We start from the raw sequence: 13,294 nt of genomic DNA on the forward strand, positions 1-13,294 counted from the left end.
TTCCGTTACCTTTCAGTGCGCTTTAGTGAGCACACGGTTGGTAGTCCTGCCTTGCGGCGGGACGGTCCCGGTCTGACCGGCGGATGCCGTGCCGGGTTGACGCTTCACGGCCACCTGCCCGCGTACGCGGGTCTTCTGGTCGGCTCCACGTCCTGCCACCGGGCCACTCCCGGCGGTGTCGAACTGCGCCGCGAGAGCGGCCAGGTTGAGTGCGGCGTTGCGGTCGCGATCAAGGATCAGGCCGCACGCCGCACAGGCATATTCGCGCTCGGAAAGGGCGAGCTTGGTTTTCACCGCGCCGCAGCCCGAGCAGGTCTTGCTGGAGGGATACCAGCGGTCGGCCACGAGCAGCCGGCCGCCGTTCCAGGTGGTCTTGTACGCCAGCTGCCGCCGGATCTCGGCGAACCCGGCGTCGGCGATGTGCCGGGCCAGCCTGTGGTTGGCGAGCATCCCGGTCACGTTGAGGTCTTCGACCACGACCGTGCCATGCTCACGGGCGAGCCGGGTGGTCAGTTTGTGCAGGCCGTCGCGGCGCAGGTTGGCCACCCTGGCGTGGGCGCGGCCGAGCCGGGCGGCTGCCCGTTGCCAGCGTTTCGACGGCCGTTGTCCAGTGCGCCCGTCCGGGCCGGTCTTACGCGACAGCGCCCGTCCCAGCGCCCGCATCTGCTGCTGCGCTCCGGCCAGATGCCGCGGGTTGTCGACCAACTCGCCCGTGGACAGCACCGCGAGGTGTTTGATGCCCACGTCGACCCCCACCACGCTGCCGGGCTGGGCCGGTGCCCGTTCGGCGCGTTCGACCTCGACGGTGAACGACACGTGCCAGCGCCCACCGTCACGGCGCACGGTCGCGGACATGATCCGGGCCGTGCCCGCTTCGAGGCGGCGGGCGAGTTTGCGGGCCGACTCGTGCAGTTTCAGGCGGCCCAGGCGCGGGAGGACGACGTGCATCCGGTCCGGTTCGACCCGGATCGCGCCGGTGGTGAACCGCACGGACGGTGTGGTGCGGCGGCGGGACTTGAACCGGGGGAACCCGCTCGGTCGCCCGGCCCGTTTGCCGGTGCGTGAGTCGGCCCAGGTCTTCAAGCCGCGAGCCAGGGCGTCCAGGCCGGTGTTGAACGCTTCCTTGGACACCTCGCCCCACCACGGAGCCACCTCGGGCTTCGCTGCGTTCCACGCCTTACGCAGCCCGGCCAGCGACCACGACAGCGACGGGGTCAGAAGTTCGTCCGGGACACTGTAGGACCGTTCCGCCGCGCGCTGGCCCATCACGGCCTTGACCTTCGCGAGGGCCCAGTTGTGGGCGACGCGGGCCGCCCCCGCGTGCGCGAGCATGTCGCGTTCCTGACCGGGCGTGAGGTCGAGGGCGAACCGGTACGCCTGGATCGTTGTCACGCCGGGTCCTCGGTGGCGGCTTCGACCGCACGGCGGGCGCGGTTCGCGGCAGCGCGACGGCCGTACAGCCGCGCACACAGCGAGGTCAGGATTTCGGTCACGTCGCGGACCAGGTCGTCGTCGACCTCGGCCGGATCGACGACGAGCAGGCGCCTGCCCTGCGCGGACAGGACCGCCTCGACGTACTCGGCGCCGAAGCGTGCGAACCGGTCGCGGTGCTCGACCACGATCGTGGACACGGCGGGGTCGCGCAGCAGGGCGAGGAACTTCTTGCGGTGCCCGTTGAGCACCGAGCCGACCTCGGTCACCACTCGGTCCACGGCGAGCTTCCGGCCGGTGGCCCACACCGTCACCCGAGCGACCTGTCGGTCCAGGTCCGGCTTCTGGTCAGCCGACGACACCCGGGCATACACCACCGTCTGCCCGACCTCGGCCGGCGTTCCGGTGACCGGCTCGCCGACCATGATGAGGCGGCCGAGACGGTAAGCGGGAATGGGCAGCGTCCCGGACTCGTAACGCCGACGTGCCGTCGCGTACGAGATCCCCGTGGCCGCTGCCCATTCCTTCAAGTTCACGATATCGACTTTAGGTGACTAATGAGCACTAATGACAACCGACATGCCGGCAGTTGTTAACCCCCATGGTGGTTGCGGCGCCAACCCCCGGGGCGGTTCTGATGCTGAGCAAGTCAGCCCAGGTCATCGACGCTGGTGCCCTTGCCTCGGGGATTGACCATGCCTTTACTGCACGGCACGATACCCCGAAAAGCCCCATTTGTTCCAGAGGGCCCGATCAATGTCGGACTCGCCAGAACCCCGCCGACAGCGGCGGGCAGGACCGGGAATCCCCGATCCTGCCCACCCGAGCTACATCGCCATCGAACCGGCCAGCACCGCCGCGGGAAGCAGCGCCACCGTGACCGTCATCGCTTGGACCACGCGCCGGGAACCGGGCCCACCCAGCTCCGTCACGTCACCGCGACCAGCGATCACCGCCAACGACAACGGAATGGTGAAAGCGGCACCGAACACCAGCCCACTCCATTGCGGGGCGACGTGCAACAGCGCAGCGATCATTACCACCCAGGTTGACGCCGAAACCCGGAACGTGGTCCACATCGTACCGGTGTCGAGACCCCAGATCATCGGCGCCACCCACTGCGGAAGGTCATCACGCTGGGCCAATGCCTTCGACGTCTGACGTCGTAGGCCCGGCGCATATGAATCGTTCCGGATGGCTCTGATGTCGAAGACGGCTCCGACCGCCGCCAGACCAACGCACACGGCGACAGCGACCCGGTCATCGATGTAACTACTGACGACACTTCCGATCTGATAAAGCAAACCCACGACGAGCCCGGCCATCGCGACATGCGCGACGGAGAGAGTCAGCAAGAACCGTAGCCAGTCGCGGATCGTCTTCCTCGAACCCCCTTGCACGAAGGGGCGGATTACTCCGATGAATGACTGGCCTCAAGGGCTGAACAGTTGCGCGAAGCCGGCCATCGCGGCCACACCGACGATCCAGATATCTACCATACGTACCAGATGGAACAGGCGAACGGGCCCGTCCAGCAGTTGGATCCCGTCGTGCACTCGCCGCATCCGTAGGTCCGGCTGCCGCTGACACATGTCCAGTAGCTGCGCCGGTAGCCCGAGGGGCAGGTGTAGCGGTCCTTGCTGACGGCATAGTGGCACTGATTGCATTTGGCCAGCGAACAGCAGGGCGAGCCCTGGCAGTCCGCCACCGCCGGCGAGGCCTTCAGGACGGTCGCGAGACCGGCGATGACCGCGGTGGCGGCACCGAGAACAGCGAACCGCCGACCCGTCGGCCTTTCGACGACGGATGCGGTTCCGGTCGGGGTCACACATTCCAGAGTGGTGCTCATAGTCGTACAGTTCCTTCCTTGGCGAAGGGAAGCGGAGGCGTCATGTCCGGTGCCATCTCACGAGGTTTCAACAACGGCTGCAACTGCCGGAACGAGGGTAGGGTCTGCGCCAGGAACGGCTCACCGGAACCGTAGATGATCACCGCCGGAACGGTGTCGATGCCGATTGCCTGGGCGACGCTGCCGTCAACATCGACAGTCGTACGGGCCAGCGGCACACCCAGCCCCTCAAGCCAGAGCCGACCCTCGTCCTCGGAATGGGCGTGCTGCAACACGATCCAGACGAGGTCGAAATCCCTGCGGCGCAGGCCTTCCACGATGGACCGGCACGTGCTGCAGGAGACGGAGACGAAAAGAACGGGCAAGTACGATTGCTGATCGAGCTCCGCCGGCAAGCCGACCAAGGACGGCTTCACTGATCCGTCGGATGCGAACGGAATCGGCGAAGGATTGTCTTCCAGTTTGAGGGCGGCGCGGATCAGTTCCAGGCTCTGATATTGGTCGACCAAGGCGAAGACACAGATCAGGACGATGACACTCAAGGCCGCGACGAGGACCCAGAGGAATCCCATTGACTCTCCAACATCTTGAGGTAGCTCCAGTTCCTGAGAGCCAGCGGCCGCAACTGGAAGGCGATCACCGCAAGGCTCAGCGAAACTGCGACAACAGCGACCCAGGCGGCTCCGACGAAATCGTCCGACGTGCCGGAACGTGCCACCCAGGCAACGGAAAGCCACACCGGCAGGAGCGCGATCTGCATCCATCCGAGGTTGGATTCGGTGCCCCGGCCGAGGCAGGCGCACCGCACGACCTCACCTCGCGTCATGGCCAGCAGCGCCGCCCCCGCGAAGGATGATCCGAGCCCGACGACCATCGCTGTCGTCACCAGTGATCGAGGGGCCGTCAGCAACAGGATGGCGGTGGTCAGCTCCACGGCGATGAGAACGAAGTTCAGCACGCCGGGCGCCGGCAACCGCAGACCCTGCAACGTCTGCCGCATGACCTTGGGAGCTACGAGCTTCTGCCCCGCGGAGTAGAGCAACACGGCTGCGGCGACGAAACGCACCGCAGCGTCGAGCAGCGGCGGCATGTCAGGCAGCTTGGACCGCCATGACCTGGGCCTCGGGGAGCTCGGTGTCCAGAACACAGACCCGGACTCGCTTCGACTTCTGCGCCTCGAGCAGCGGCGACGCGACGACACGCTCGCCGGCCACCTCGTAGGCGCCGTCCGAGAGCTTCTTCGGCTTGCCCACCAGCCAGTGGACCACCGGAACGGCCGCGACCGCGAACCCGTCCCAGTTGTCGGTGACCGTGACGAGATCGCCCGGACGCGGCGTGATGCCCTCCGGGAAACCCGCGAACGGCACCTGCTCCGGCTTGATCACCTTCTTGAAGTGGGCCTGCTGCGGCGCCGCCACGAAACCTCGGCCACCACCGGCGGAGGACACACGCCCGAGGTCACCTCTCGATTTGGCCTGGCTGGCGTCCGGGGCCTGAGCCGGAGCCGCCGAAGCGGATCGCCCGGCCACTGCGACCACCGCGACTGCCGACCCGGCGACCGCCCCGACCCTCATGATCTGTCGACGCGAGATCCCCAGTCCTTGATCCATGAAACACCCCCGTGAAGGCTCAAGTGATGTGCATCGATCCTGCAACGCCCGTCCGAATTTGACAACCCCTCAAGGTCATCCCATCTGGAGGGATCGGACGCGATGCCGCCCCGGACCCGCGTTCAGCATGCCGAATATTGCCGACCGCCGACAATATGAACAACCAGCGAACACCGGCGAAAATCGATTGTTCTCGGCTCCACATGATGCACGGTTCAGGGGCTGCGCCCCCATACGGCCGGGCGGGCCGATCGTGGCCGATCCGGAAAGGCAGGACGAACCGCAGGCGCTCAAGGGAGTCCCACCACTTCGAAAGGAACCGGGCGCGACACGTCACCAACGGTTGCCCGAAGAAACAGGAGATGCGGCTCACCGGCCCTCCCCAGCCTCCTGAGCTGGGCAGATACACTGCCAGAAGACTTCGCCGGAGTGCATGTCACGCAGGGGTGGTGTCGCCGTGAAGACAGGGCGCCCTGGTCACGGCCTCCATTGCCGAATCGATCCGGCAAGAGGCAGCGCCCGGTCATGGACGACCCTGAAACACTCCCCCGTCGCGACGACTGCAAAGGATGTTCCCATATTGTGGATCACACCCGTGATCCCATCGAGGTCCTCGAAAATGGCAAGCCCACCGAACGAATTCGAGTCGTCATTCTTCCCGGAAGCCAGCCGGACATTCGACGGAAAACATCCCCTCTGCCGCCCGTCGAGGAATTGACCGTCACGTTGCTCCCAGATCCAGCACGTGACCTGGGCAAACGGACCGGCGCCGATTCGGATCAACCCTCGAAATGCCCGCGCGGCCGTTTCGGCGTCATCCGGCGCGGCCGAGGCCGGCGAGTCGCGAGATGAACGCGTGGAAGAACGGCAAAGCTACGGACAGCCCTGCCAGCAACGACACCGGGGAACGTGGGCTGCTGTGGCGGGACGCGGTCTCCACGGACGTGTTCGAGTGCGCCAGTGTGGACGCCGCAGAGGCGCTCGGGAACTGGAAGTCGTCGAAGACCGGAAAGCGTCGGGGCCGCAAGGTCCTGTTCCCGAAGTTCCGGGCCAAACATAAGGACAAGCCCCGGTATCGGCTCGTCCTGGACACCATGCCCCCGCTGCTGCACGCCCGCGGCGACGCCCGGCGCCGGGCCGACCAGTTGTCGACCATGACCGACCGTCCGGATGCCGCCGGTGACGTCGCTCGCCGGGGGGCCGTTCGCCGTACGGCGCTGGTCACCGCGGGAGTGCTGGACCGGACGGCGGCGGCTCCGGAAGGCGCTGTCGCCGCCGGCGACTGGCTGGTCGACCGGGTCGTCTGGAAGGGCTGGGCGGCCGCGCTGCGCCGGGCCGTCGACGAGTGGGCGGCGGCGAACCCGCTGTCGCCCGGTCTGGCGCCGGAGGCGGCTGTGCGCCGGGCCGGCATCCCGGATCCACGGCTGATCGGCGCTCTCGCCGCCGAGGCCGGGCTCGTGGTCGACAACCATGGGGTACGCGGCAGGGAGACCGGGATCCGGTTCCCGGAGCCGGTGCGCCCGCGCGTTGGAGGAATCTGTGGCGGGCTGCGTGACGCCCCGTTCGCGGCACCCGGCGCCGCGGACCTTGCCCGGCAGGGGCTGTCCCGGCGACACCTGGCCGCCGCCGTCGCCTCGGGCTTGCTGTACCGGGTCGCCGACGGCGTCTATCTGCTGCCCGACGCGCTGCCCGAGGCGGTGCGCCGGCTCGCCGGGCTGGGGCAGCCGTTCACGGTGAGTCAGGCCCGTGCGGTGTGGGACACCAGTCGTCGCGTGGCGGTGCCGCTGCTCGAACATCTCGACCAGCGGGGCCTCACCTGCCGCATCGACGCGGCGCACCGCATCGTCCGCCGATAGCCGAGGACGGCCGGGGTGGCGCCGTCCAGGGTGAGTCCGGTCAGCGGTGGAGGCCGCGTACGACGGTGGCGATGACGTTGTCGACCGGGATGAATCCGAGGTGGCGCGAGTCGAGGCTCTGCGCGGGGTTGTCGCCGAGCACGACCAGGTGGCCGGCGGGTACCCGGTCGGCGGTCATGCCGGCCGGTGCCGTTTCGTGGGGACCCGCGCCGACCCGTTTGATCAGCAGCGGTCCCTCCGACGATCCCGGTACCCCGGCGGGGTGCGGGTTGCGGAACACCACCACGTCACCGGGCCGGGGAACGGCCCGACGACGGCGGCGCCGGGCGATGAGCCGTTCGCCGTCGTGGTAGGTCGGCAGCATGCTGGGGCCACGGACGACGGCCACCAGCATGCTGGTTCGGATCCATATCGCACCGCTCGCCGCCAGGGCGAGCGCCGCGATGCCGATGACGAGAATCTGGGTCTCCTGTCCTGGAACTCTGCTGCCGGACGCCGGATCGCGCGTCGGCGCCCGGCAGCAGGAATTCTGTCAGCAGCGGTCCGGTGGCCGCCGGGACAGATGCCTTCAGCAGTTGAAGGTGACCTTCGGCGGGCAGTTGTCGTAGTGGATGGTGGTCCGCACGCGGACTCCCAGTGTGCCGTTGGTGCAGAAGCCGTCGATCTGCCGGTCCGTGCTGAGGTACCTGCAGGCCGCGTCCGCGGTGACGGTCGGGGCGACCTTCTCCAGCAGGTGGTCGGCGAGCCGGTTGATGAATCGCATGTCTTCTCCCTCGTGATGGCAGGCCGGTCGGTCACCGCCTGTCGATGGGTGGAAATCTGCTACGCGGTACCTGTGGCCGGGTCAGCTCTTCACCGGTCAGCCCGGTATGACGATGACCTTGGTCGAGCAGACGGAGGTCCGCTTCGACGGGCAGTTGTCGTAGTAGGTGACGGTCCAGGCGCGGAACCCGGAGCTGCAACTGAGGTCCTGGGCCAGGTAGTGGTCAGCGCTGAGGTACTTGCACGCCGCGTCCGCGGTGACGGTCGGGGCGAGCTTTTCCAGGAGGCGGTCGGCGAGCTTGTCGATGATGCGCATGTCTTCTCCCTCGTGATGGCGGCCGCGGTGCCGGGGCCGTTCGGTCACCTGCCGGTCGGCGGGCGTAGCTCTGGTACGGCGGGTTGGTAACCGGAGGCCTGAAGGTTGAAGAGACGGGCGTAGGGGCCGTCACTGTCCATCAGGGTGGCGTGGTCGCCGCGTTCCACGGCGGCGCCGTCCGACAGGACGACGATCGTGTCGGCGTCGCGTACGGCGCTGAGCCGGTGTGAGATCAGCAGGGCGGTGGCGCCGCCGCGCAGGGTGCGCAGCCGGGTGTGTACCTCGTGCTCAGCGTCGGCGTCGAGTCCCGCGCTCGGCTCGTCGAGGATCAGCAGGTCGCAGCCGGTGCGCATGAAGGACCGGGCCAGCGCGAGTCGCTGCCACTGCCCGCCCGACAGCAGAACGCCCTCGGTGTTCTCGGGCGTGTCCTCGGGCGAGAAGTACCGGGTCAGCAGGGTGTCGTACCCGCGCGGGAGCTTTTCGACCGTGGTGTGGCAGCCGGCCTGCTCGGCGGCGGACACGATGGCCTGACGGTCGTCGAGCCAGTGGATGTCGCCGAGCCCGATGTTCTCCGCGGCGCTCAGGTCGTAGGCCATGAAGTCCTGGAAGACCGCGCTGACCCGGCGGCGGAGCTCGTCGACCGGGAACTGCCGCAGGTCGACGCCGTCCCACAGCACCGCGCCGCGAGTGGGGTCGTAGAACCGGCACAACAGCTTGATGAGTGTGCTCTTGCCGGCCCCGTTGAGGCCGACCAGGGCGGTCGTGGAGCCGGCGGTGATGGTCAGGTTGACACCCCGCAGGATCCAGGGCAGCGACGGGCCGTAACGGAACCAGACGTCACGTAGTTCGATGCGGTCGCGTAGCGGCGGGACGGGCAGCACCGGCCGGTCCGGCAGCGGGGCCAGGTCGGCCGGCGCCTGCACCACGTGCTGGTAATGGGCGAAGACGAGCAGTGCCTGATGGGTACGGGCGATGCCGGCGATGATCGAGCCCAGGGTGGTCTGCACCCCGGCGACGGCGGCGGTGAACACGACGATGTCGCCGATCACCAGCTGGCCGGACCGGGCCGACAGCACCGCCCACACCAGCCCGCCTCCGGCCACCACCGCGGCCAGCCCGGTGAGCAGTGACTGCACGCGGAACTCTTGCAGGTCCATGCCGCGCATGGCGCGGTTGATGCGACGCAGTTCGTCCGTCATGCGGGCCGAGAACAGGTCGCCGAGGCCGTACAGCCGGATCTCCTTGGCCGCGGTCACGGACGAGACCAGGTCGGCGTAGAAGAGTTCGCGGCGCTCGGCGTGCCCGAGTTGCAGCATCATCGCCGCGCGCTGGCGCGACAGTGCGAACTCGGCATGGACGGTGGGCAGGGCCGTGACGGCGACCACGACAGCCATCCACGGCGCCAGGCCGGCCAGCAGTACGACGAACCCGGCGACCGTCACCATGCCCTGGGCGATTCCCAAGCCGTTCGTGGTCACCTGCGCGGGGGTGGCGGGCCCGTTCGACACGGCGAGCTGGAGGCGGTCCTGGAACGCCGGGTCCTCGAACCTGCCCAGCCCACCGAACCGGCCGATCGCGCGGTAGAGCTCGCGCCGGCCGGTCAGCCGGGTGCGCCGGCTCAGCTCGACGTCGGCGAAATCAGCGATCGACGGCATCAGCGAGCCGATCAGCACGGTTCCCGCCAGGGCCAGTACGACGCCGAGCAGCTGCGCCGTCGGTGCGTGGGTGACCAGCCGGTCCAGCATCACCTTGGTCAGCCACGCGATGGCCACCGGGGTGAGGCCGGTCACCAGGGCGGTGGCGGCCCGGATCATCGCCAGCGTCGAGGAGGCGCGCCAGACCAGGGCGAGAGCGGCGGACAGCAGTGCGGCCGTGCCCCGGAGACCGGGGCGGGTGGTGGTGTCGACGGTCATACGGCCGTCGGGACGGACAGGTCGTCGGTGGTGAGACCGCTGGCGAGAATCCGCCCGGTGGCGTCGACGACGAAGAACGTCGGGAAGGCGCTGACCGAGAACGCCGAGATCAGGGGGCCGTCCGGGTCCTGCGGCACCACTCGGGCGACGGGTTCCAGCGAAGGCAGGTACTCGCCGGCCGATGCGACGTCGCCGAGGAGGACAGCCCAGGACCGTTCGCGACCGAAGGCCGCCGAGACGGCCACGAAGTCCGGCAGCCGGTCCAGGCAGGACGAGCACCCCGGCGAGAAGAAGCCGACGAGGGTTCGACCGGACAGTTCGTCGCGGGACACCGGGCGGCCCCGGAGGTCCCGCGCAGCGAAGTCCTCAAGCACAGTGCCTGCCGGCAGTACGCCGGGATAGTCGACCGGCTGGTTCATGGGCCGGCTGCGCAGCCGGCGAATGATGCCGAGAGTCAGCAGTAGATTCAGGACGCTTATCGCGCTGAGCACAGCAACCAGCGCATAGAGATATCCCACGGACCCTACCCCCGTAGCCGGTCGCGAGTAATTGACCTTGAAGCTTGTCGATCGAGATAGTACACACGAGATCGACGGATGTCGTGGACGGTTCCGTACCGAAATCAGCGCTTCCGGCCCTCGGCCGGTAGCGCTCGGCAACCGGCCCGCCGTCACCGAACGCGATGCGAGCGCTCGCCGACATGGCCGACGTCCCCGGTCCCACCAGCCCAGACGGCCACCGTCCATCCGAAACAGCACGTGTGACGGGCCGGCGAAATCCGTCCCGGTAATCCGGTCCGGCGTCGACGACGGCGGAGCGCGGCCGCGCCTCTCGTACGCTCAAGATTCATGATCTTAATTTTTCGAGCGGTGTCGTCGCCGGGCGATTCACACGTCTGTAACAGGACCCGCCTCGTTCCCCACCGGCAGAACCCGGCATCGGATGAAAGGGGCTCAATGGGTTGCCGAATCACCCGGAGGGTTAGTCCGATCGGGCGGAATGCGGCCTCGGGCAGGGTAATCCGAACGAGCGTCCCCCGCGGTTGCGGTGTGCCGCGCAGAGTTTGATGATTTTTTACGGTGATCACGTATCCGCAGTTCGGGGCGGTCCTCCGGCGGCGATGAGCCGGCGGAGCCGTATTCGGTATCTGACGGACGTTTCAGTTCGGCTACGGCGTACTCACGGTTTTTCGATTCCCGATTCATTTCGCTTCCGGGCCTAGCCTGGTCGTCACTCGGACTTTCGCAATGGGGTCTGGTGGGCGCGGCGAAACGTGGAGGGAATTCCATGATCGGCAGGTTCGGCCGGGCGGTCGCGGCGGCGTCGCTCGTGGCGTGTGCCCTCGGGGTTCCCGTCATCCCGGCGCGGGCCGCTCCGTCGCCGGGCGGCGAGGTCGAGCCGATCCATCTGGCGATCGCCGTCGACGAGTCGGGCAGTCTCAGCGACGACGAGGTGCGGCAGGAGCGGATCGCCGCCGCCAGCGTCGCGATCGCCGAACTGTCCCCGGAATCCGATGTGACCGTGTTCGGGTTCGGCAGCCGCGCCGGGAACGTACAGGCCGTCGACCCGGACCGGACCTGCGAGCTCGCGGCCGGCGCGGGCGCCGCGGCCCGGGACGCCATGGTCGCCTGCGTACAGGAGAACATTCGGCGCCGTGCGGGTGACGGCGCCGACACCGACTTCGTGGCCGCGCTCGACCAGGGCGTCAGCACGCTCACCCGCAAGCCCGACGATCGGCGGCGGATCCTGCTGCTGCTCACCGACGGCCAGCTCGACGTCCGCCAGGACGGCCACTACGGCAACACGCCGGAGGGCCGGCAGCGGGAGGCGGAGGACAACATCCGCGACCGGATCCTGCCGGCGGCCAAGGAAGCCGGGGTGCAGATCTGGCCGCTGGGGTTCGGCGACGACGTACGCGCTGAACTGCTCGACGTGATGGCCGCGCAGAGTGCCCCGGCCCGATGCTCGCAGGGCGAGGTCACCCCGCAGGCGCGTCTGGTCGCCGACGGGGCGGCCGCGGTCACCGCCATGATGGACGCCTTCGTCCGGGGCCGCTGCCTCGACTCAAAACCTCCCGAGGAGGGCCGGCTCGGCGAGGGCGAGACGGTGGAGCTCAGCGTCACGGTGCCGGCCATCGCCACCGACGGGGCCATCAACGTCACCAAGGGCGGCGACGAACGGATCACGGTGGAGTTCATCGGGCCGGACGGGAAGCCGGCACCGGCCACCGGCACGGTCGGTGACACCACCTTCGAGCTGGCCGGCAGCGGCGGCCTGGTCGAGTCGCTGCGGATGCGTAACCCGGCCAGCGGCACCTGGCGGGTCAAGCTGACCGCCCCGGCGGACGCGAAACCCGGCGTCGTCACCGCGCGGGCGGTGTGGCAGGGGGTGCTGCACACCGTCTTCGTGCTCGATCCGCCCAGCCCCCGGGCCGGCGAGACGGTGTCGGTGGTGATGCGGCCGCACACCCGGACCGCGGAGATCGGCGACCCGTCCGAACTGGCGGGTTACACCTTCGCGGCGCAGGTCAGCGGCACCGGGCTGGACCAGTCGCTGCGGCTGGCCGACGACGGCGCCGGGGCGGACGAACGCGACGGCGACACCTACTACAGCGCCAGTTTCACCCTGCCCGCGACGGCGGCGGGCAGCTACCGGGTGGTCGGCACCGCCTCCGGGCCCGGGGTGGAGTCGGACCGGCAGGAGACCACGTTCCGGATCGCGGCGGCCGGTCCACAGGTGCGGGCACGGATCCTGCTCGACGCCGCGACCGCGTTGCCCGGCGCCGAGGTCACCGGCACCGTCCAGGGCTCCAACGGCTCCGGCGCCGCGGTGCCCGCCCGGATCGTGCTCACCGGCGTGAGCCGCCCCGGGACGGTCACCGTCGCGGCGGCCGATGTCACGCTCGCGGCCGGCGCCTCCGAGACCGCCTTCACACTGACCGTCGCGGACGGCGCCGCGCCCGGCCCGGCCGGTGGGATCGTGCAGGTGGTCGGCGCCGACGGCGCCGTACTGGGCAACGCGCCGCTGGCACTGACCGTGCTGGCGCCGCCCAGCCTGCTGGAACGGTTCGGGCTGTACCTGCTGGCGGCCCTGGTCGTGCTGGTCGTCCTGCTCGCGGTCGTGCTGCTGGCCCTGCGCCGCCGGCGGGCCGCGATCGAGGTGAAGGGCCTGGCCGTCGCCCTGCACGAGGACGGCCGGGAACTGCCGCCGCGCCTGGTCGCGCCGGCCGGGACCCGGTTCGAGTTCGACGTGTCGGTGCCCGACGACGGTTCGGCGCCGGCGTTGCGGCGGGTGTCGGCCGGCAGCGACCGCTATCGGATCGAACGCGGCGCCGACGGTTCGGTACGCCTGTTCGTCCCGGACGCCGACGCCCTCCCGGACAGCCCGTTCCTGTCGCTCACCCCGGGTGCGGTGGTGCCGCTGCCCCGGTATCCACGGCTCGGCCTGCAGCTGTCCGGCCGCTCCCCCGCACCGGCCGCCATCGCGGCGCCCGACGACGCCACCCAGCCGCTGTACCTCAGTGGACGCGACGACGACCTCTAGGAACGGATATCTCG

14 protein-coding genes are annotated in these 13,294 nt (G+C 69.2%); 2 read left to right on the forward strand and 12 right to left on the reverse strand.

Annotated features, from left to right (window positions below; genetic code table 11):
• Window positions 1–12 precede the first annotated feature (12 nt).
• The 7 genes from tnpB to J5X75_RS28665 form a co-directional block, all read right to left on the reverse strand.
• The gene (tnpB, locus tag J5X75_RS28640) at window positions 13–1,392 is read right to left on the reverse strand and encodes an IS607 family element RNA-guided endonuclease TnpB (RefSeq protein ID WP_208470626.1); all 1,380 of its coding nucleotides are present in this window, start codon (window positions 1,390–1,392) and stop codon (window positions 13–15) included.
• Window positions 1,389–1,967, reverse strand: a complete 579-nt coding sequence (locus tag J5X75_RS28645; protein ID WP_208470627.1) for an IS607 family transposase — start codon at window positions 1,965–1,967, stop codon at window positions 1,389–1,391. Before J5X75_RS28645 ends, tnpB begins: the two co-directional genes overlap by 4 nt.
• A 291-nt stretch (window positions 1,968–2,258) precedes the next feature.
• Window positions 2,259–2,786, reverse strand: a complete 528-nt coding sequence (locus J5X75_RS28650) for a hypothetical protein (RefSeq protein ID WP_208470628.1) — start codon at window positions 2,784–2,786, stop codon at window positions 2,259–2,261.
• A gap of 78 nt (window positions 2,787–2,864) precedes the next feature.
• Entirely contained in the window at window positions 2,865–2,987 is a 123-nt protein-coding gene (locus J5X75_RS45630; protein WP_274383678.1) for a hypothetical protein, read from the reverse strand.
• Between the two features lie 289 nt (window positions 2,988–3,276).
• Window positions 3,277–3,852 (reverse strand): hypothetical protein, encoded by a 576-nt coding sequence (locus J5X75_RS28655; RefSeq protein ID WP_208470629.1) that lies wholly within the window; start codon window positions 3,850–3,852, stop codon window positions 3,277–3,279.
• The gene (locus J5X75_RS28660; protein WP_208470630.1) at window positions 3,819–4,370 is read right to left on the reverse strand and encodes a MauE/DoxX family redox-associated membrane protein; all 552 of its coding nucleotides are present in this window, start codon (window positions 4,368–4,370) and stop codon (window positions 3,819–3,821) included. Before J5X75_RS28660 ends, J5X75_RS28655 begins: the two co-directional genes overlap by 34 nt.
• 1 nt (window position 4,371) lies before the next feature.
• A complete protein-coding gene (locus J5X75_RS28665) occupies window positions 4,372–4,728 on the reverse strand; it encodes a hypothetical protein (protein WP_208470631.1) in 357 nt (118 codons plus the stop codon).
• 1,010 nt (window positions 4,729–5,738) lie between these two features.
• Between J5X75_RS28665 and J5X75_RS28670 the strand changes: the two genes are divergently transcribed.
• Window positions 5,739–6,746, forward strand: coding sequence for a SelB domain-containing protein (locus J5X75_RS28670; protein WP_238489640.1), 1,008 nt, complete (start codon window positions 5,739–5,741; stop codon window positions 6,744–6,746).
• Between the two features lie 40 nt (window positions 6,747–6,786).
• Here J5X75_RS28670 and J5X75_RS28675 read toward each other — a convergent pair whose 3' ends face one another.
• The 5 genes from J5X75_RS28675 to J5X75_RS28695 all read right to left on the reverse strand — a co-directional run bounded on the left by J5X75_RS28675 (window position 6,787) and on the right by J5X75_RS28695 (window position 10,255).
• Entirely contained in the window at window positions 6,787–7,206 is a 420-nt protein-coding gene (locus J5X75_RS28675) for a S26 family signal peptidase (RefSeq protein ID WP_307798318.1), read from the reverse strand.
• Between the two features lie 108 nt (window positions 7,207–7,314).
• Entirely contained in the window at window positions 7,315–7,509 is a 195-nt protein-coding gene (locus tag J5X75_RS28680) for a hypothetical protein (protein WP_208470634.1), read from the reverse strand.
• 96 nt (window positions 7,510–7,605) lie between these two features.
• Window positions 7,606–7,824, reverse strand: coding sequence for a hypothetical protein (locus J5X75_RS28685; protein ID WP_208470635.1), 219 nt, complete (start codon window positions 7,822–7,824; stop codon window positions 7,606–7,608).
• Window positions 7,825–7,868: 44 nt separating this feature from the next.
• Entirely contained in the window at window positions 7,869–9,737 is a 1,869-nt protein-coding gene (locus J5X75_RS28690; protein ID WP_208470636.1) for an ABC transporter ATP-binding protein, read from the reverse strand.
• Window positions 9,734–10,255, reverse strand: coding sequence for a TlpA family protein disulfide reductase (locus J5X75_RS28695; RefSeq protein ID WP_208470637.1), 522 nt, complete (start codon window positions 10,253–10,255; stop codon window positions 9,734–9,736). The genes J5X75_RS28690 and J5X75_RS28695 overlap by 4 nt, the downstream gene beginning before the upstream one ends.
• 769 nt (window positions 10,256–11,024) lie before the next feature.
• Here J5X75_RS28695 and J5X75_RS28700 point away from each other — a divergent pair.
• Window positions 11,025–13,280 carry a vWA domain-containing protein gene (locus tag J5X75_RS28700; protein WP_208470638.1) on the forward strand — a complete coding sequence of 752 codons (2,256 nt, stop codon included), beginning with the start codon at window positions 11,025–11,027 and terminating at the stop codon, window positions 13,278–13,280.
• Window positions 13,281–13,294 lie beyond the last annotated feature (14 nt).

The organism is Actinoplanes flavus, from assembly GCF_017592555.1.
Classification (GTDB): domain Bacteria; phylum Actinomycetota; class Actinomycetes; order Mycobacteriales; family Micromonosporaceae; genus Actinoplanes; species Actinoplanes flavus.

What these genes read in the sequence shown, in the direction of transcription:
- J5X75_RS28680 (WP_208470634.1), bottom strand. Translation starts at nt 7,509, where the DNA reads ATGCGATTCATCAACCGGCTCGCCGACCACCTGCTGGAGAAGGTCGCC.
- J5X75_RS28670 (WP_238489640.1), top strand. Translation starts at nt 5,739, where the DNA reads ATGAACGCGTGGAAGAACGGCAAAGCTACGGACAGCCCTGCCAGCAAC.
- J5X75_RS28700 (WP_208470638.1), top strand. Translation starts at nt 11,025, where the DNA reads ATGATCGGCAGGTTCGGCCGGGCGGTCGCGGCGGCGTCGCTCGTGGCG.
- J5X75_RS28685 (WP_208470635.1), bottom strand. Translation starts at nt 7,824, where the DNA reads ATGCGCATCATCGACAAGCTCGCCGACCGCCTCCTGGAAAAGCTCGCC.
- J5X75_RS28690 (WP_208470636.1), bottom strand. Translation starts at nt 9,737, where the DNA reads ATGACCGTCGACACCACCACCCGCCCCGGTCTCCGGGGCACGGCCGCA.
- J5X75_RS28660 (WP_208470630.1), bottom strand. Translation starts at nt 4,370, where the DNA reads ATGCCGCCGCTGCTCGACGCTGCGGTGCGTTTCGTCGCCGCAGCCGTG.
- J5X75_RS28655 (WP_208470629.1), bottom strand. Translation starts at nt 3,852, where the DNA reads ATGGGATTCCTCTGGGTCCTCGTCGCGGCCTTGAGTGTCATCGTCCTG.